15 protein-coding genes are annotated in these 18,972 nt (G+C 61.7%); 2 read left to right on the forward strand and 13 right to left on the reverse strand.

Annotated features, from left to right (window positions below):
- The first annotated feature begins 119 nt into the window (after window positions 1-119).
- Window positions 120-1,310, forward strand: a complete 1,191-nt coding sequence (locus tag HA46_RS10355; protein WP_084884076.1) for an amino acid aminotransferase — start codon at window positions 120-122, stop codon at window positions 1,308-1,310.
- Between the two features lie 85 nt (window positions 1,311-1,395).
- Here HA46_RS10355 and HA46_RS10360 read toward each other — a convergent pair whose 3' ends face one another.
- From HA46_RS10360 to cmoM, 7 genes are all read right to left on the reverse strand, one after another.
- Entirely contained in the window at window positions 1,396-2,025 is a 630-nt protein-coding gene (locus HA46_RS10360; RefSeq protein WP_084884078.1) for an MBL fold metallo-hydrolase, read from the reverse strand.
- Window positions 2,026-2,064: 39 nt separating this feature from the next.
- A complete protein-coding gene (gene mepK, locus HA46_RS10365) occupies window positions 2,065-2,613 on the reverse strand; it encodes a peptidoglycan L,D-endopeptidase MepK (RefSeq protein ID WP_033751243.1) in 549 nt (182 codons plus the stop codon).
- A 188-nt stretch (window positions 2,614-2,801) separates the two neighbouring features.
- Window positions 2,802-4,610 carry a L,D-transpeptidase gene (ldtD, locus tag HA46_RS10370; RefSeq protein WP_033789296.1) on the reverse strand — a complete coding sequence of 603 codons (1,809 nt, stop codon included), beginning with the start codon at window positions 4,608-4,610 and terminating at the stop codon, window positions 2,802-2,804.
- A gap of 153 nt (window positions 4,611-4,763) precedes the next feature.
- On the reverse strand, window positions 4,764-9,239 hold the full coding sequence (gene mukB / locus HA46_RS10375) for a chromosome partition protein MukB (protein WP_033789294.1): 4,476 nt from the start codon (window positions 9,237-9,239) through the stop codon (window positions 4,764-4,766).
- Window positions 9,236-9,952, reverse strand: a complete 717-nt coding sequence (mukE, locus tag HA46_RS10380) for a chromosome partition protein MukE (RefSeq protein WP_084884081.1) — start codon at window positions 9,950-9,952, stop codon at window positions 9,236-9,238. Before mukE ends, mukB begins: the two co-directional genes overlap by 4 nt.
- Window positions 9,933-11,255, reverse strand: coding sequence for a chromosome partition protein MukF (gene mukF / locus HA46_RS10385; RefSeq protein ID WP_033789290.1), 1,323 nt, complete (start codon window positions 11,253-11,255; stop codon window positions 9,933-9,935). The genes mukE and mukF overlap by 20 nt, the downstream gene beginning before the upstream one ends.
- A complete protein-coding gene (cmoM, locus tag HA46_RS10390; protein ID WP_033751258.1) occupies window positions 11,252-12,037 on the reverse strand; it encodes a tRNA uridine 5-oxyacetic acid(34) methyltransferase CmoM in 786 nt (261 codons plus the stop codon). The genes mukF and cmoM overlap by 4 nt, the downstream gene beginning before the upstream one ends.
- Before the next feature lie 125 nt (window positions 12,038-12,162).
- Between cmoM and elyC the strand changes: the two genes are divergently transcribed.
- Window positions 12,163-12,948: an envelope biogenesis factor ElyC gene (gene elyC, locus HA46_RS10395; protein ID WP_033789287.1), complete on the forward strand. Its 786-nt coding sequence runs from the start codon at window positions 12,163-12,165 to the stop codon at window positions 12,946-12,948.
- Here elyC and HA46_RS10400 read toward each other — a convergent pair.
- The 6 genes from HA46_RS10400 to msbA all read right to left on the reverse strand — a co-directional run bounded on the left by HA46_RS10400 (window position 12,928) and on the right by msbA (window position 18,946).
- Complete coding sequence (locus HA46_RS10400; RefSeq protein ID WP_084884084.1) at window positions 12,928-13,821, reverse strand: fructosamine kinase family protein; 894 nt, start codon at window positions 13,819-13,821, stop codon at window positions 12,928-12,930. The two genes, elyC and HA46_RS10400, sit on opposite strands and share 21 nt — an antisense overlap.
- Before the next feature lie 101 nt (window positions 13,822-13,922).
- Window positions 13,923-14,672: a 3-deoxy-manno-octulosonate cytidylyltransferase gene (kdsB, locus tag HA46_RS10405; protein WP_084884087.1), complete on the reverse strand. Its 750-nt coding sequence runs from the start codon at window positions 14,670-14,672 to the stop codon at window positions 13,923-13,925.
- A complete protein-coding gene (locus tag HA46_RS10410) occupies window positions 14,669-14,851 on the reverse strand; it encodes a Trm112 family protein (RefSeq protein ID WP_033751266.1) in 183 nt (60 codons plus the stop codon). The genes kdsB and HA46_RS10410 overlap by 4 nt, the downstream gene beginning before the upstream one ends.
- 106 nt (window positions 14,852-14,957) lie before the next feature.
- On the reverse strand, window positions 14,958-16,175 hold the full coding sequence (locus HA46_RS10415; RefSeq protein WP_084884090.1) for a winged helix-turn-helix domain-containing protein: 1,218 nt from the start codon (window positions 16,173-16,175) through the stop codon (window positions 14,958-14,960).
- A 24-nt stretch (window positions 16,176-16,199) separates the two neighbouring features.
- Window positions 16,200-17,201, reverse strand: a complete 1,002-nt coding sequence (gene lpxK, locus HA46_RS10420; protein WP_084884093.1) for a tetraacyldisaccharide 4'-kinase — start codon at window positions 17,199-17,201, stop codon at window positions 16,200-16,202.
- Window positions 17,198-18,946, reverse strand: coding sequence for a lipid A ABC transporter ATP-binding protein/permease MsbA (msbA, locus tag HA46_RS10425; protein ID WP_033789275.1), 1,749 nt, complete (start codon window positions 18,944-18,946; stop codon window positions 17,198-17,200). Before msbA ends, lpxK begins: the two co-directional genes overlap by 4 nt.
- Window positions 18,947-18,972: the final 26 nt, after the last annotated feature.

The following is an 18,972-nucleotide window of genomic DNA, read 5'->3' on the forward strand; positions in this document are numbered from 1 at the left end:
CAGCCAGCGCACTCTCCGACGCCCGGCGACGTTTTTTTGCGTAAACGGTTGGCAATGCGCAGCGCTGACGTTAACCTGAAGGCTCATTTCGTTAAAGTTCACGCTACTGGACACGACTCATGTTTGAATCTATCTCTGCGGCACCCGCCGATCCTATTCTTGGGCTGGCCGATCTGTTTCGCGCTGACGACCGCCCGCACAAAATTAACCTTGGCATCGGCGTTTATAAAGACGAAACCGGCAATACGCCGGTGCTCACCAGCGTAAAAAAAGCCGAGCAGTATCTGCTGGAAAACGAAACCACCAAAAACTACCTCAGCATTGATGGCCTGGCCGATTTTGGGCGCTGTACCCAGGAGCTGCTGTTTGGCGCAGAGAACCCGCTGATCGCCGCTGGCCGCGCGCGCACCGCGCAGACCCCTGGCGGCACCGGCGCGCTGCGCGTCGCGGCAGATTTTCTCGCCACGCAGACAGCCGTTAAGCGCGTCTGGGTAAGCAACCCGAGCTGGCCGAACCACAAAAACGTCTTTAACGCGGCGGGCCTGGAAGTGTGCGAATACGCCTGGTACGATGCGGAAAATCATCAGCTCGACTTCGACGGCATGCTGGCCGCCCTGCAGGAAGCCAAAGCAGGCGACGTGGTGCTGTTCCACGGCTGCTGCCATAACCCGACCGGCATCGATCCGACGGCGGAACAGTGGAGCCAGCTGGCGCAGCTCTCACAGGCGAAAGGATGGCTGCCGCTGTTCGACTTCGCCTATCAGGGCTTTGCGCGCGGCCTGAATGAAGATGCGGAAGGACTGCGTATTTTCGCCGCCTCGCATCAGGAGCTGATTGTCGCCAGCTCATACTCCAAGAACTTCGGCTTATACAACGAGCGCGTCGGCGCCATTACCCTGGTGGCGGCCGATGCGGCTACCGCAGATACCGCCTTCAGCCAGGTGAAATACACCATTCGCGCCAACTACTCTAACCCGCCGGCGCACGGTGCCGCGGTGGTAGCGACCATACTCAGCAATCAGGCGCTGCGCACTATCTGGGAGCAGGAGCTGGCCGATATGCGCCAGCGCATCCAGCGCATGCGTCAGCTGTTTGTGAATACCCTGGCGGAGAAAGGCGCCACGCGCGACTTCAGCTTTATTATTCAGCAGAACGGCATGTTCTCTTTTAGCGGCCTGACCAAAGATCAGGTGATCCGCCTGCGTGACGAGTTTGCCGTCTATGCGGTGAATTCGGGCCGGGTTAACGTGGCGGGCATGACGCCGGATAATATGTCGGCGCTGTGCGAGGCGATTGTCGCGGTGCTGTAAGTCAGCCACGCTTCCCGCGCCTGTGCGGGAAGCGTCGCGCTGAGACGCGCGTCAGCAAACAGAATGGGCCGCGACGGCCCATTTTTTATTGCAGAAAGGGGTTGCTGATACGCTCGCGCCCCAGCGTCGAGATACCGCCGTGGCCGGGCACGAAGGTGATATCGTCGCCCAGCGGCAGCAGTTTCTCTTTAATCGAGGCGATCAAATCCTGATGGCTGCCCTGCGGGAAGTCGGTTCGCCCTACGCCGCCGTGAAAAATCACATCGCCGGAAATCAGCAAGCGTCCTGCGCGATCGAAAAAGACGATATGGCCCGGCGTGTGGCCTGGCGTATGCAGGATCGTCAGCTCGACGTCGCCGACCTGTACGCTGTCGCCCTCTTCCAGCCAGCGATCCGGCGTAAAGGGCGCGCACTCCGCCAGACCAAACATCCGGCTCTGCGTCGGCAGCGCTTCCAGCCAAAAGGCGTCCAGGCGGTGCGGACCGACAATCGGCGCCTGATAGTGCGCCGCCAGCTCAGCCGCCGCGCCAACGTGATCCAGATGGCCGTGCGTCAGTAAAATCTGGCGAGGAGTAAGATTAAGCTGCTGGAGCGTTTCGATAATGGTCGCCGCATCGCCGCCCGGATCGACCAGGGCGGCGTCGCGCGTCGCCTCGCACCAGATAACCGAACAGTTCTGCGCAAAGGCGGTAACAGGAATAATGTGGTAGTTCATAACGCTCCATGACCGGCGCACGCAGCGTTGCCGGCGTCGTTACCAGTGCCGTACCGGCCCGGTATCAATATGAACGAAGTTGCTGCGAGGATAATATCCTACACCACCGGCGCGCATTGTTAAGGCCGCTTTGCGAATGTTATTCAGCGCAATGCCTTCGATGTGAAAATCCATCGCCTGACCTTTGGTGTGGTAGCTGTGCTTCGCCACGCCCGGGCCGCTTTCACGCAGCATATTGTTGGTTGCCAGCGAGCGATAGCCGGAAATCAGCTGAATCGGCTTACGGGTCTCCAGCAGCGCCTGCAGGCGATAGATCTGATCGAAGAGATGAGGATCGATGCTTTTCGTCAGATTGGCGCGATAATCGCGGAAAAAGTGGTTCAGACGAGCCAGCTCGCTCTTATCGTAACTTTTCCCATTAAAAAACTCAGTTTTAAGGGTTTCACCGGTGTGAAGATTGCTCAGCGTCAGCACGCGAGGACGCGACGTTGAAAGCGAGGCCATAGCTGCGTTGGGCAGCAGCGCCATGCCGGCCGCAGCCGTTCCGCCAAGAAGCAATTTGCGACGTGTTAAGTTAAAACTGGACATGAAAAACGGTTACCTGAGATTGAAGCCATCGAAATGTGCAAAAACCGCACAAGGCCGCACCATAACCGGCCATCCGGGTCACGTCAACCCGCCGTAAAGAGGTTTGTGCGGCGATCCCGGTCGGGATCGCCATTCTGGAATCCTTGTCGCAGCGGCGGCGAAAAGGAACAGGGTTGGAAAATCAAGGATTAGAGCAGCAGCTGGCCAGCGCGCGCTAACGCCTGACTGCCGGAACGGGCAGGATTATCATAATTGTAAATATCTGTGCGGAACTGCGGCTTGCCGTCATCGGCGACCCAGGCGGTCAGATAGTACAAATTCACCGGAATGCGGTGTCGAATCGGCACGTAGCGCGTATCGCCCTGTTTTAACTGGTCGGAAATGCGCGAATCATTCCAGCCAGCATCCTGCAGCAGCAGTCCCGCCAGCTCTGACGCTTTGTTGACGCGCACGCAGCCTGAGCTAAGCGCGCGGATATCGCGCTGGAACAGGGCGTGATTGGGCGTGTCGTGCAGGTAGATGGCGTCCGAACTCGGCATGTTGAACTTATAGCGGCCCAGCGAGTTGGTGTTGCCCGGCGCCTGACGCAGGCGATAGGGGAATGACGAAGCGGAGACCATGCTCCAGTCAATCATGCTGGGATCGATCACCTCCGCGTCCGCGCTCCAGCCGGAGAGCAGCGTATAGCCGTGCTTGTAGAGATAATTCGGATCCTGCTTCACCTTGGGAATGATGTCCTGACGCACCAGCGTCGTCGGCACGTTCCACGGCGGGTTAAGCACCACGTTATTCAACGCGCTGCGCATCAGCGGCGTTTTACGATCGGGACGGCCGACAATCACGCGCGACGACAGGATCTTGTTGCCGTTGTTGTAGTAGGTAAGCGAAAAGTTGGGAATGTTGACCATGATGCCGTTATGCATATCGTCCGGCAGCAGGCGCAAGCGCTGAATATTCAGCGCCAGCAGCGCGGCGCGCATCTGCGGCGTTACGTTGAGCCATTCGCGGGTGCGTGGACCGATAGCGCCGTCGCCGCCTAATCCCTGCCACTGCTGGAAGCGTTTAACGCCCTCCACCAGCGCAGCGTCATAGACGTTGTCGCTAACCGCGTCAGCGGCGCCGTTTTGCACGTTGCCCGTCTGCTGCGGCGTCTGCGCGGCGAGGTCGCCGACGCTGGCCGCTGAAGGGCTCACCGCCGCGGGCTGGCCGCTCAGGCTCGCCGAGACCGGCGCGACAGGCACCGCATCGTCCGCAGGGCCCGGCGCGACAGGCTGCGCGGAGAGCATGCCGGTGCGCTGTAAAATCTCGCGCAGCGCCGGCACGTCGTCGCTTACCTGACCCGGACGCAGCGTTTCGCGGTTTTTCAGCTGCGGCCAGGGACGCGAATCGGCGAGCATCTGCTTCAGCGCGGCGTGCATCGGCGCATATTGCGGGTGCTGCGGCACCAGCGAGGCGACGAACGCGGCGGAGCCGCCCGCCAGCACTGCGTTTTGCCACTGGTTCACTACCGATACCGGCGGCTGCGCCAGCTTATAGGGCACATTGCTGTAGAGCCAGCTTTCGCCCTGGGTCGGCACGCTCGAGACGAACTGCAGATAGCCCAGCATCGCGTCGCTAAGCACCACGTCGCGCGCGAAGCCGTTGATGCCGGGATCGGTCAGCCGATCGACCCAGCGCGTAAACTGCGGCTGCACGCCCGACATCGCGACTTCCGCCAGCTGCTGCTGGAACTGCTGCACCGCCGCGCGATCCTGCCACATCGGCTGCATATTGTGCGCCGCATAGAGGGTCGCCAGCGAGGCTAAATAGAACGGCGGCTCTTTACCGGCGAACGCCTGACGCAGGCGCTGTTGGCTATCGCTGACTGAAATGGTCGTGTGCGTAGTACCAGGCAACGCCGCAATAACGGCCGCATGCGTCAGATGCAGCGGCGTCAAGGCCAGCGCGAGCGCCAGCAGTGAAAACAGATAATTGTTGGTTTTATTGGTCAGCAACATCCCTGCCCCCTCATTTGTTTACCACGCAGCGTTTCCTGAATACGCTGCAACTGGGTTGCTACTCATGACCTGAGTATACAAATAAAAAACGGCATTTGCCTCACAGGACAAATGCCGTTTACAGATTACCCAATGCGGTAATTATTAACCAGATTAAACCTGCGAGTTTTCCGCTTCCGCCCCGGCCAATGCTTCGCTGTCGCGGCGCGTCGTCGGCGCATCGGCAGAGAAGCCGCGCAGACCGACTACGTGCACATGTTCAGTGTTATTGAACACTTTACGGACCAGTTTATACGTCGTGCCTTTTTCCGGGCTGATGTTTTCCGGCGCCGCGATCACCAGCTGCATCTCCAGACGCTCGCAGAGTTCAAACAGCGTGGCGATAGAGCGCGCATCCAGGCGCGCCGCTTCGTCGAGGAACAGCAGGCGACAGGGAGAGATATCCTTGCCGCGCAGGCGGCGCGACTCCTCTTCCCAGCTCTGCACCACCATCACCAGGATCGACATCCCGGTGCCGATCGCCTCGCCGGTCGACAGCGCCCCGCTCTCGGCGCGCAGCCAGCCGTCGGAGCCGCGGTTGACCTCTACCTCCATCTCGAGGTAGTTGCGGTAGTCCAGCAGCTCTTCGCCGATGGTCTGCGGCGTGCGCTGCCCCATATCGATGTGCGGATTGAGGCGCTGATAGAGCTTCGCCAGCGCTTCGGAGAAGGTCAGGCGGCTGCTGTTGAAGAGATCCTGATGCTGCTCATGCTCTTCCGACAGCGTATCAAGCAGCGTGGCGTGGGCTTCGCGCACGTTGACGTTAAGCCGCACGCTACGCACCTGGCCGAAGCTCACCATCTGCAGTCCCTGGTTGAGCTGACGGATACGGTTCTGCTCGCGCTGAATGGTTTTACGAATAATATTCGACACGCTGCGCGAACTGATCGCCAGCGTCTGCTCGCGCGCCGTCAGCTCTTCGGTCAGGCGGTTCAGTTCGATCTCCATCTGCTCGATCGCCTCGACCGGATCGTCGGTGCGAATAATATCCTGACGGATACGCTCGCGCAGATGCTGATAGACGGCGATAAAGAACTGAATCTTGCGCTCTGGACGCTTCGGATCTTCCGACAGGCGCAGCACGTCGCGCAGATGCTCGTTATCCGCTACCGCCAGGCGCAGGGCGCCCAGCGCCTTATCCGACATCGAGCGCAGCTCGTCGCCGCTCAGATAGGCCAGCTCGCGACGGTGCAGGCGTCGCTCGACGCCGTTCTCTTTTACCAGCCGCAGCACGCTGCACCAGCCCGCTTTAGCGCTCACCACCTGCTCGCGAATGCGGTGATAGTCGCGCTCCAGCACGCGCAGCCGTTTCTGCAGGTTCTCCATTTCCGCTTCACAGAAGGTGAGCTGCTTTTCCAGCTGATTGCGACGGGCGCGGTTGTGGCTCAGCGCCGCGTAGAGCTCGTCGCGGCGAATGCGCGCGCGCTCTTCCGCGCTGGCGTCGGCGTGCACGCCGATCTCCTGCATCTCCTGCAGCAGCTCTTTCAGCATGTCGCGCTTGGTGTCGTGCGAGCTCTTCAGGGAAGCCAGCACCTGGCTGTACTGCGCCATCTGCGCCCGCTGCTCGCGCAGGCGTTCGCGCGCGCGGCTGCGCTCGCCTTCCGCCTGCTCCAGCTGGCGACGCAGCTTATCGCTGAGATCGTTGTTGCCGTTCAGCATGCCGGCGGAGTCGCCGTAGCTGAAGTGGGCGCGGCGCTGCACCACTTCCGTCAGCGCGAACGCCTGCTGACGCGCGACGCGCTGCTGCTGCTGCGCCTGCTGATAGTCCGCCTGCAGCTGTTCGTGCTGTTCGGGATCGCTCTGCAACACGCCGATCAGCGACTCGAGTTTCGTCAGCTTCGCGCCGTGCTGATGCAGGAAGCGCGCCGCCTCCTGCGCCTCTTCGACCTGCTCGCGGATTTCGTCGCAGCGATCGGCCAGCGTGTCGTCCAGCAGCAGATTGACGCGCGGCAGCAGGCGGTTTAGCTGCGCTACCCCCTCTTTCGCTAGCTCATACTGCTGACGCTGCTGCTGATTGTCGCTTTCGTGCTGCGCCAGCGCGCGCTCCAGCTCGGTGCGGCGGGCGTTGAACTGGCGGAGCTGCGCTTCGGGATCTTCCTCGAAGGCGACCGCCAGATGCGTGCCGATAAAGCGGCTGAACGACTGATGCAAACGCTGCGTTTTCTGTACGTCGAACGAGAGCGTGGCGTAGCGTTCCGCCAGGCGATCGCGCTCGATGTGCAGCTGCTCCAGCTGATTTTCACGCGCGGCGCGGCCGAACAGCGGCACCTTGGGAAAGCGGGAATAGCGCCACTGACGCTCCGCCACCTTCACCACCACCGCGTTCTGCAGCTCTTCCACGGCGAAGACGCTGTCGTCGAACGACTGCGGATCGCCCTCAATCAGGTAGAGATCTTCCGGGCACTCTTCCAGACCGTCGAGCTGCTCGCGCACCAGCGACAGATCCGGCACCACGATAGCGTGGCGCGACGGGCCGTAGAGCGCCGAGAAGTAAGGCGCATCCTCCAGCGTGACGTCGTCGTAAATTTCAGAAAGCAGCACGCCGCCGAAGCGTTCCGCCAGCTGCGTCAGACGCGCATCTTCCGCGCCGCCAGGCTGGCTGAGGCGTTCAATTTTACGTTCCACGCTGCGTTTGCGCGCGGCAATCTCGTCGCGCTCCACCGTGGTTTCGCGCTCGCGCTCCAGCAGCTGCTGCATGTATTCGGTAATCTGCTGGCTGTTTTCCAGCGCCTCGCCGGTCTGCTCGCTGAGCTGCGTCAGGATCTCCTGCGCCGCCAGCCAGTGCGGCGCGCGCGAGGTCAGGGTCGCGATGCGCTCGCGCAGCGACTCCAGCTCCTGGCGCATCACCATACGGCGCTCGCCGGCATCGGAGACGCTGGCGTTTAGCTGTTCGATCTGCGCTTCCAGTTCGTCGTGCAGCCCTTCCAGCGCGTCGGCGTCATAGTGCGCGCCCTGCCGTTTGCAGAACTCCGCCAGCAGGCGTTCCGCCTCATGCTGTTCGCGCAGGCGCTGCTCCATCTCATTCAGGCGCAGGCGCAGCGAGGAGAGCTGCTCGGCGTAGTGACGCTGATTGGCGGCGTCGCGCAGCAGCTCGCGGCCGGTTTGCCAGGCTTCCTGGCGCGGCACATCGCCGGCGATGCTGGTCACCAGCGCCAGCGCCTGTTCAAACTGGCTGTGCGCCGCCTCCGCCACGCTCAGCTTCTGTTCAAGACGCAGCAGGGTATCCGTCGCTTCTTCTTCGGTCGCCTGGAAACGCGCCTGCCACTCATCGGCGTTGTCGATGGTCAGATCGGGCAGCTGGCACAGCGTCTTCGCGCGCTCCAGCGCCTGCAGCGCCTGCTGATACTGAATCGCCCGCGTCTGCTGAACGTCGAGCGCCTGCTGGAAATCGGCCAGCTGGTTTTTCAGCTCGTCGACCTCCAGCTCTGCCGCTTCGGCGCGCGCCTCGTTCTCTTCCTGCGCCTCGCGCGCTTCCGCCACCACTTCGTTCTGCTCTTCCAGACGATGCGTCAGCTCGTCGAGGTCAGCTTCGTAGCGCTCGATTTTTTCCTGCTGGCGCATCGCGGTTTGCACCAGATTCAGATGATCGCTGGCGGCCTGATAATCCGCTTCCAAATCGTTCTCTGCCCCGCCATGCTCGGCGAGTTCGCGCGCCATCTCGATATGGCGATACTGCTCCGTGGCCAGCTGTTTGCGGCTGGAGAGGAGATCGCGGCGCAGCTGCAGCGCGCCGTCGAGATGAATGCGCCGCTCGTTGGCGTGACGCATATAGTCCGCCGAGACGTAGCTGGTGGCTTCGGAGATCAGATGCTTAAACAGGTCGCGATCGGACTGCGTGACGCGGATCGCCTCGAGCGTCATGCGGTTCTCGCGCAGCGCCGCTTCCATATCCTGAAACGCTTTGCGCACGCCGCCGTTTTCCGGCAGCAGATAGTCGCGCAGCGAGCGGGTGATGGCGCTGGAGATGCCGCCGTAGAGCGACGCTTCGATCAAACGGTAGAATTTGCTGCGGTCGCCGGCGGAGCGCAGGCGGCGCGGCACGATGCCGTGCTCAAACATCATCGCGTGGTAGTCGGTGACCGAACTGAACTGGCGGAACTGCACCTCTTCCTGCGCTTCGACGCGATCTTTAACCTCGCTCAGCGGCAGGACGCGCGCCTGGCGGCTGTTCATAATCTCGGTCAGCATGTCGGTCGGCTGGCTATCCATCGGCAGCCCGTGAATGCTGAACGGTTTAATATCGACCTTTTTATCGCGGCCCGCTACCTGCTGCAGACGCACGCCAGCGATAACGCGCTGGTGACGCGAGTTAACAACGTCGAGCACCGCGTAGCAGACGCCGGCGCGCAGCTTGCCATGCAGGCCTTTATCGCGCGAGCCGCTGGTGGCGCCCGCCTCCGTGGTGTTGCGGAAGTGCAGCAGCGTCAGATCCGGGATCAGCGCCGTCACGAAGGCGGCCATGGTGGTGGATTTGCCTGCGCCGTTGCCGCCCGACAAGGTGGTGACCAGTTCATCGAGATCAAAAGTGCGGGCAAAAAAGCCGTTCCAGTTGATCAGGGTAAGCGAACGAAATTTTCCGCGTTCAATCATGCCTGTTCTTCCTCCGCGCTATCACTCGCGTCGCTGTCAATATCATCCTGTTCGCTGGTCGCGCTCACGCTGTCGAGCGCCATGGCTTCGCCGTCGCGGATCAGGCGCAGCTGCGCCTCGCGCGGATCGTCGCCGCTGCGCACGTCGGCGCCGAAGCGGAACACCGATTCGGTAATGCGGAATTTGCTGCTGTCGTTGCCCATAAACCACACCATGCCGAGTCGACGCAGTCGGCTCAGCGAGGCGCGCATTTTCTCCTGCAGCCTGGCGCGATCGAGATCGGAGCCGGTAGAGCGCTGGTTCACCAGCCTGAGCAGCTTGTTCTCGTCGGCCAGCGTCAGCAGCTCGTCATACAGCTCCTGCTGGGTGAAGATGCCTTCGTTCGCCAGACGCTCCGGGCTGAGATAGAGATAGCAGAGCAGCTTCCCGACCATCATATCCAGCTCAGAGAGCACCGAGCGCGGGATCAGCGTGGTGGAGCGCGGACGCAGATAGAAAAAGCCCTCTGGCGCGCGAATTAATTCGACGTTGTAGCGGGCGTAAAACTCTTCCAGAAAGGTCTGGTAGTCCATCAGAAAAGCGTGCTGGTCCAGCTCCTCGATGCCGATATGTCGACCGGCGCGCAGCTGGCTGTCGAGCGCGGGAAAAATCGGGTTCGCCAGTGCCTGCGCCAGCTTAAGCGGCATCACTTGTTCAATATTTGTCGATGACATGTGCCTGCACCTTGGCTCCGTAATCATTAATGGCCTGCCACTGCGCGGGCAGACCGGCTAAATCGGCTTCCGCCACGCCGAGGCGAACCGCCTGATCGACGACAATACGCGCCAGATCAAAGTGGCGCGCGCGCGGATACTGGGCAAGATAGTCGCGTATCACCGTGGCGAGGTTGAGCGGTTTCTGTTCGGATTTGTAGCTCAGCAGCGCCTCTTCGATCATCGCCGCCAGCTGTTCGCGGATCTCGTTGAACTCTTCATACTCCAGCTCGGCGGGCAGTTCGCCCATCACCTCGTCGTTGCGCAGCGTCAGATCCTCGTCGCGCATATCAAACAGGCGATCGGCGCTGGCGTAGGTCAGCACCCACGGCTGGTCGAAGTAGTTCTGCACCGACTGGCGCAAGCGCTGCGCAAAGACGCGGTTCTTGTCCATATCGATGGCGGTTCGAATGAATTTGTGGACGTGGCGGTCGTAGCCGATCCACAGGTCGATCGCCTGCTGGCCCCAGCTGATAATGCGATCCAGCTTGTTTTGCAGATCGAACACCAGCTTATCGACAAAACCGAGATCGGGGCTGCTGAGCGTGGCGTCCTGGATGCGCAGCAGGTTGGCCTGCAGCTTATCGCCTGCCGCCTCCAGCGTATCCTGCAGCTCGCGCAGCGTGCCGGAGGTTTCCGACAGCAGCATTTCGCAGCTGGAGATCGCCGCGCGCCAGTCTTTGTTCAGCAGATCGGCGATATCGTTCTTGACCGCCTGCTGCTGTTCATCCATCAGGCGCTGCGTCATGTCGATGCTGTCGAAGATCTCAGCCACGGAGTATTTCAGCGGCGCGAAGACGTTGCGGTGCCAGTGGAATTCGTCGCCGTCCTCTTCCGCTGCATCGGCGGCGCGTTTCAGCTCGCCCGCCACGATAGAGAGCTGCATCGACAGGCGCAGCGTCGAGAATTCGCGCTGGCGGATGTAGTAGTCGGTGATGCCGATCGCCAGCGGCGTCAGGCGATAAATGGCGTGTCCTTCCGTCATCTCGCTGGTAAAGCGGTTGATCAGGCGCTGGCGCACCATATCGTTGATGGCGTTGTTGGCGCGCACCACCACGGTTTCATGGGTTTGCTCAAAAGCTTTGCTGACGTGCTGAAAAGCGTCGATCAGCTCGCCCTCGCTCATTTCGCCATCCATTCGCTCGCCGTTCAGGGTGGCGATGGCCAGCAGAAAAGCCAGACGATCGACCGGCAGCGCAAGGGAAAAATCATTTTTGCGCGCCCAGCTGACCAGCTCGGGTACCGTCTGGGAAAATTCACTCATAGTTCGTCCTTCTGCCCTGGTTTACGCGCGGTCACGTGGATGTAGCGTCCCAGGCTTAAAAAGGGTTCCTGGCGACAGTAGCGTCGCTCCATCTCAAGAATGCTCGCGTCGCCTCCGCCGTCCGCCGGCGGGGCTTTCATATAGTCGCTGAAGACGCGCACGCCCGTACGCTGTTCAATTTCGAAGCCGCACGCGGCGAGCCAGCGATAGACATCTTCCGGGTCGCGCGGATAATCCGGCGACAGAGAGCGCTTCTTCTGCTTCGCCATATTGACGCGCAAATAGCCGAAGTTCCCCAGCGTCAGGTTGCGAAACACCAGGCTGTGGCGGTTAAAAAACATCAGCGACATCACACCGCCGGGCCGCAGCGCGTCAAACAGCGCCTGCAGCGCTTTTTCAGGCTCTGCGACCCACTCAAGCACAGCGTGAAACAATACCAGATCCACCGGCGTATCCAAATGCTCGCCCACCTGCTGCACGGCGATTTGTCTGAATTGCATGTTGTGGCTCACCTGCTGCGCCTCTGCATGCTGCTGCGCGCGGCGCAGCATCTCCGCCGAGAGATCGCACAGCAGAATTTGGTGGCCGCGCTGCGCCAGTCCGCTGGAGATTTGCCCCAGCCCGCCGCCGGCATCCAGCACGCGCAGCGGCGCCGCGCCGAGCGTCGGCAGAATCGCCTCAAGCTCGTCCCAGAGGATCGCCTGACGCACGATCCCCTTGGTTGTGCCGTAAATGTTTTGCGAAAATTTTTCCGCGAGATCGTCGAAGTTACGATCCTGCATGGCGTGGGCTCCGGTATGCTGCGCTCAGACTTGTGCTATTTTGTCACAGGCTCATGAAGAATGAACCTTTCATCCCCTTCTTCCTTTCCAGCTGCTGTTTTTTCGGACAACAAGGAGTTTTTTTGATGTTTTTTGGGCTGAAAAAACTGGTGGGCGGTCTGTTGATGCCTTTACCGCTGCTGCTGCTGTTGATGGCAGCAGGTATTTTACTGCTTTGGTTTAGCCGCTGGCACAAAAGCGGCAAAATTTTAGTCTCGCTGAGTTGGGCGCTGCTGCTGCTGCTGAGCCTGCAGCCGGTCGCCGATCGCCTGCTGCTGCCGCTGGAGTCGCGTTACCCTACCTGGAACGGCAGCGAGAAGGTCGACTTTATCGTGGTGCTGGGCGGTGGCTATACCTTTAACCCCGACTGGGCGCCGAGCTCGAACCTGATCGGTAACAGTCTGCCGCGCGTCGCCGAAGGCGTGCGCCAGTGGCGACGCAACCCGCAGGCGACGATGATCTTCACCGGCGCCGCCGCCGGCCAGAACCCCGTCAGCAACGCGCAGGTCGCCGCCTCGGTCGCGCTGAGCCTGGGCGTGCCGCCGGATCATATTCAGGTGCTGGATCGGCCGAAAGATACCGAACAGGAGGCGCGTGCGGTGCGCGGCGTCGTCGACCAGCGTCCTTTCCTGCTGGTCACCTCCGCCAATCATATGGCGCGCGCCCTGAATTTCTTTCACGCTGCCGGCCTCACGCCGCTTGCCGCGCCCGCCAATCAGCTGGCCATCGCTTCGCCGCTCAACTGGTGGGAGCGCGCTATTCCTTCGCCGCTCTGGCTGAGCCACAGCGACCGGGTCGTCTATGAGACGCTGGGACAGGCGTGGCAGTGGCTAAAAGGCGGCGACGCGCCCTCAGCCGAGCCAGGGCAGTAATTGAGCATGGGCGTAATCGAAGCGCGCGCGGTCGAATTCGCCATACTGCACCAGCCCGTCGATGCAGTCCCAGAGTTGATAAAGCCAGCGCCGCCAGAGAAAGCCTTCGGAGACCGGCGCGCACTGTAGGTAGCGCGCCATCAGCGCCTGCTCCGCCGGACTTTCGCCGAGCTGCATGAGCTCATATTCGCGCGGCCCCCATAAAATGGCGCCGGGCTGGGTCATCGCCAGCAGCTGATCGCTGCGCGCATTTTTGACGATGCTGGTCAGACGCAGATTGCCATGCAGCATAACGCAGGGATCGTCGAAGTCGCGAAAGAGATGCGCCAGCTGCTCGCGGCTGCGAAACAGCACCTGGCGGTCGGCATGGGTGAACGCGGGCGGCTGCAGGTAACTGAGCGTGGACCAGAGCACTTCCACGCGCTGATGGAACCAGGCGGGCCAGCTGTTTTGCTGGGTGCTGTCGACGGTGCCGACCAGGCCATGCCCGCTGATGCGATGCCAGGCGAGCAGCCCTTCCACCACCTCTTCGCACAGCTGCTGCCAGCGAGCGGCGTCGCGGGTCGGCGCCTCGGCGGAGACGCCGTTCAGGCGCGCCATCAGCAGCATTTCATGCGCCGGTGGCTGCTGGCTCAGCACCAGACCATAGACCGCCGGCACGGCGATCAGCCCTTCATGACCGAGCAGCGCCAGCTTTTTCGCTTCCAGCGCGGCGCGTCCCTGATGACGGAAATATTTCGCCACCAGCGGCATCGGTTTGTCCTGGCGATCGTAGAGCGCATAGAGCCGCGTCGGCGGCTGTTCGCTGATGGTTTCGAGCCGGCCGACCGTCTCGCCCAGCACCAGCGAGAGTTCAGATTTGAGACTTTCCATGCATCCTCCTCAAGGAAAACATCACACCATCCTGGAGGCCTCAGCGGGCGAAAAAGCAGAAATAGATCAATAAAAGCGTCGGGGATGGCTCCCCGACGCCGTCAGCCCTGCAGCGCGGCGCGCACGCGCGCCAGATCTTCCGGCGTATCCACGCCTGTGCCTGGCACGGTTTCCGCGACGGCGACATGGATCTTTTCACCGTACCAGAGCACGCGAAGCTGCTCCAGCAGTTCGATCCGCTCCAGCGGGCAAGGCGCCCAGGAGACGTAGCGACGAATAAAGCCGGCGCGATAGGCGTAGATGCCGATATGGCGCAGCAGCGTATCGCCGATTTCCTCGCGGGACGCGGCGTAACGCTCGCGATCCCAGGGAATAGTGGCGCGAGAGAAATAGAGCGCGTAGCCCTGCGCGTCCATCACCACCTTCACCGCGTTGGGGTTAAACGCCTCTTCCGCATCATGAATCGGCACCGCCAGCGTCGCCATGCCCGCCTGCGCGCCTGCCAGATTCGCCGCCACCTGGCGTACGATCTCCGGCGGGATCAGCGGTTCGTCGCCCTGCACGTTAACGATAATCTCATCGTCGGCGAACCTGCAGGTTTCGATCACCTCAGCCAGCCGCTCTGTGCCGGACTGATGATCGGGCCGCGTCATGCAGACTTCGCCGCCCGCCGCTTCAACCGCCGTTTTCACATCCGGATGGTCGGTGGCGACAATCACGCGGCTGGCGCCGGAGGCGCGCGCGCGCTCCATCACGTGAACGATCATCGGCTTTCCGGCGATATCGACCAGCGGTTTGCCGGGCAAGCGCGTCGAGGCGTAGCGCGCGGGAATAATCGCCGTGAAACTCATGGATGGATCTCTTCCACGGCGAGCGTGCGCGCTTCGTTTTCCAGCAGCACCGGAATGCCGTCGCGTACCGGAAAGGCGAGCGCGTCAGGTTTGCAGATCAGCTCCTGCTGGGCGTTGTTGTAGTAAAGCTTGCCGTTGCACACCGGGCAGGCAACAATTTCGAGTAAACGGTGATCCATATGTCCTCCATTGCGGACCGATTGCATAAGGCGCTAAGGATACCATAGCGCAGTGTTTCAGCGTGCGCGGAAAGCGGCCGCGAAACTGCGGCGCAGACCGCAAAGCTCAGGAATCGAGCGTCCAGACGCCAGGCCAGTGCGGCTGCAGCGCGGCGGGCATCTTTTCGAACAGCACGCTCTCCGCGCCCTGCCAGGCCGCAAAGCGTTCAATCGCCTGGCGTATATCCCTGACGAATGCGGCGGTGACGCGCGCGTCCGGCTCCAGCCAAAAATGCTTGATCACCAGCTGCCGCGCCTGCCGCTGCATGCGGGCGTCCAGCCTGGCCTTGATTGCGCCGCGATGCAGCACCGGCAGGACGAAATAGCCATATTTGCGCTTCGCCTCCGGCGTATAGCATTCGATGCGGTAATCGAACTGGAATAGCGCCAGCGCACGCCGCCGATCCCAGACCACCGGATCAAACGGCGACAGAATAGCGCTGTGCGTGGCGTTAAGCGGCGCGTCGAGCAGCGGCAGCAGATCGCGATGCAGCCACATCTCGCCGAGTCCGGCCACCTCGACCGGCATAATCTCGCCCGCCTGCTGCGCTTTTTCCAGGTAAGGCTTCAGCGCCACGCGTTTTAGGCGATAGTAATCCGGCAGCCAGGCGGCGCGAAAAATACCGAGGCTGCGCGCGCTGTTGCGCAGCATTTCCCACTGCGCGTCCGTTTCGCTGAGGGCGTGCAGCGCATCCTGCCACTCCGGCAGCACGCGCGATCGAAGATCGTAGACCCGCTGAAAATTGCGCCGCTCGCTGACCATCAGCTCGCCCGCGCTGAAGAGATTTTCCAGATGCCGCTTGTGCGGCTTCCAGGCCCACCAGCCAGGTTTGTGATCGGCGCCGCTGGCGAAGTCGGCGGCGCGAACCGGCCCCTTTTCGGCAATATGCCGCAGCAGGTCGGCGATCTCCTGCTGATGATCCTGCATCCACCGGGCGTTATATTTCCAGCCAAGGCGTTCGGGTTCGAGCATGCGGTGGCGCAGCAGCCGGTAATCTTCGCGGGGAATAAAGCAGGCCTCGTGCGCCCAGTATTCAAACAGCTCGCCCTGCGCCAGCGCCTCTTCCAGCCAGCGCGGCGGGTAGTTGCCGAGGCGGCTGAACAGCACCAGATAAGGGCTGCGCGCAACGACGTGGATGGTATCGATTTGCAGCAGCGACATGCGCCGTACCGCCGCAAGCAGATCCGTATAGCGCGCCCGTTTCGACGGCGCGCGCAGCAGACCCTGCGCCGCCAGATGAAGATTTCGTGCCTGTTGAAGCGAAAGCGAAAGCGTTGTGTTCATTCCCTTCCTGCATTCGGCGAGAGGTTAGTCTGCGGCCCTGCCTGCGTGCTGCCGCGCCAGACGTTCGATATCATCCAGCAGCGGCGCGACGGCGCTGCCGCTCAGCTCGGCTTCGACCGGCAGATACCACCAGTTGGGCTGGGCGAAGCGACGGCACTTAACCGCGTCTTTTTCGGTCATCAGCAAGGTTTGGCCCCTGGCCGCTAAGCCGGCCAACTCCTCCTGACTGTAGGCGTGATGATCGGCGAAGGCGATCTCGGCGACCGGCGTGACGCCATGCTGGTTAAGGGTAGCGAAAAAGCGCGGCGGATGCCCTATGCCGGCCATCGCCACCACATTTTCCAGCGAGGAAAGCGCCGCGCGCTGCTGCGTGTGCAGGTTGACCGCATCGCCGGGCCGCAGCGACATCGCGATTTCGCCCGTTTCGGCGCGGTCGCCGTTAACAATCACGGCGTCCACCTGCCGCAGACGCGAAGCGCGCTCGCGCATCGGTCCGGCAGGCAGCCACCAGCCGTTGCCGAAGCGGCGGACGCCGTCGACCACCACGATTTCGCGATCGCGCTGCAGCGCGTAGTGCTGCAGGCCATCGTCGGTAATGATGAGATCGACAGGCTGGCTGGCGAGCAGCGCTTCAACCGCGGCGCGGCGCTTCGGCGCCACCGCGACCGGTGCGCCGGTGCGCTGGGCGATGAGCACAGGTTCGTCGCCCGCCTGCTCCGTCGACGTATCGGCGTCGACCAGCAGCGGATAGCGCTCCGCTTTGCCGCCGTAGCCGCGCGACACCACGCCGACGCGTAGGCCGCGGCGCTGTAATGCCTGCACCAGCCAGATCGCGACCGGCGTTTTGCCGTTGCCGCCTGCGGTGAGATTGCCGACCACCACCACCGGAACCGGCGCGCGCCAGCTTTTACGCCAGCCGCGCTGATAGCTAAGACGAATCAGAGAGGAGACCGCGCCGTAGATGAGGCTAAGCGGCCACAGCAGCAGCCACAGCGGCGAGCGTCCACTCCAGATACGCTCGATCATTGCCCAAACTGCATCTTATGCAGCTGAGCATAGGCGCCCCGCTGAGCCAGCAGATCGGCATGGGTGCCGCGCTCAACGATACGGCCATCTTCCACCACGACGATTTCGTCGGCTTTCTCGATGGTCGACAGGCGGTGAGCGATAACCAGCGAGGTGCGGTTTTTCTGCAGCTCGTCCAGCGCCGACTGGATGGCGCGTTCCGACTCGGTATCGAGTGCGGAGGTCGCTTCGTCCAGGATCAGAATCGGACAGTCGCGTAGCAGCGCGCGCGCAATGGCGATACGCTGACGCTGACCGCCGGAGAGCAGCACGCCGTTTTCGCCGATCACCGTATCCAGCCCGTTATCCATCTTGTTGATGAAGTCCATGGCGTGCGCCATGGTAGCGGCGCGCTCGATCTCGGCGCGGCTATACTGCTCGCTGCGCGCATAGGCGATATTGTTGGCGATGGTGTCGTTGAACAGGTGAACATTCTGCGAGACCAGCGCGACCTGATTGCGTAGCGAACGCAGCCTGTACTCGCGCAGGTCGTGACCGTCCAGCAAAATTTCACCCTGCTGAATATCGTAAAAACGCGTCAGCAGGCTGGCCAGCGTCGACTTGCCTGAGCCGGAACGTCCAACCAGCGCCACGGTTTTGCCTTCCGGTAGCGCCAGGTTGATGTCGCGCAGCGCTGGCGTATCGCGGCCAGGATAGGTAAAGGTGACATTGCGAAACTCCACGTCGCCTTTGGCGCGCTGAATTTCGCGCGTGCCGGTGTCGATTTCCTGCTCGCTGTCGAGGATCGAGAAGAGCGTCTGGCACGCCGCCATACCGCGCTGGAACTGCGCGTTGACGTTAGTCAGGGATTTCAGCGGACGCATCAGCGCGATCATCGACGAGAAGACCACGGTGATGGTGCCCGCGGTCAGCGTATCCATAACGCTGGGAAAGCTGGCGGCATAAAGCACGAATGCCAGCGCCAGCGAGGCGATCAGCTGGATCACCGGATCGGAGATGGATGAGGCCGATACCAGCTTCATGCCCTGTTGACGCATGCGGTTGCTGACGCGGGCGAAACGCTCCGACTCCACTTCCTGGCCGCCGAAAATCAGCACTTCTTTGTGCCCTTTCAGCATCTGCTCCGCGCTGGTGGTGACCTGCCCCATGGTGTTTTGCATGGTTTTGCTGATGCTGCGAAAGCGCTTAGAGACTGAACGAATCGCCAGAGAGACCACAGGCGCCAGAACAATCAGGATGAGCGACAGCTGCCAGCTGTAGTAGAACATCATGATAAACAGGCCGATAATCGACGCGCCTTCGCGCACTACGGTAACCAGCGCGCTGGATGAGGAAGAGGCAACCTGCTCAGAATCGTAGGTGATGCGCGACAGCAGCGTGCCTGTCGACTGCTGGTCGAAGAACGAGACCGGCATGCCCATCATATGGCTGAAGAGGCGACGACGCATGTTCATCACGACGTTGCCGGAAACCCAGGAGATGCAGTAGCTGGAAATATAGCTGGTGACGCCGCGAACCAGCATCAGCCCAATAACGGCCAGCGGCATCCAGATCAGCACCGACTTGTCCGCTTTACCAAACCCATCATCCAGTAAAGGCTTCAACAGGGAGAGCATGAGCGTGTCGCCCGCGGCGTTAATTATCAGGGCCACAGCGGCCACACATAAACCCGCTTTATGGGGCGCGATCATCGGCCAGAGTCGACGAAATGTCTGCCACGTTGAGAGATCTTTATCTTGATGCATTATTTATTCACGCTGTTTGAAATAGC

The sequence above is a fragment of the Pantoea septica genome, assembly GCF_002095575.1.
GTDB lineage: Bacteria > Pseudomonadota > Gammaproteobacteria > Enterobacterales > Enterobacteriaceae > Pantoea > Pantoea septica.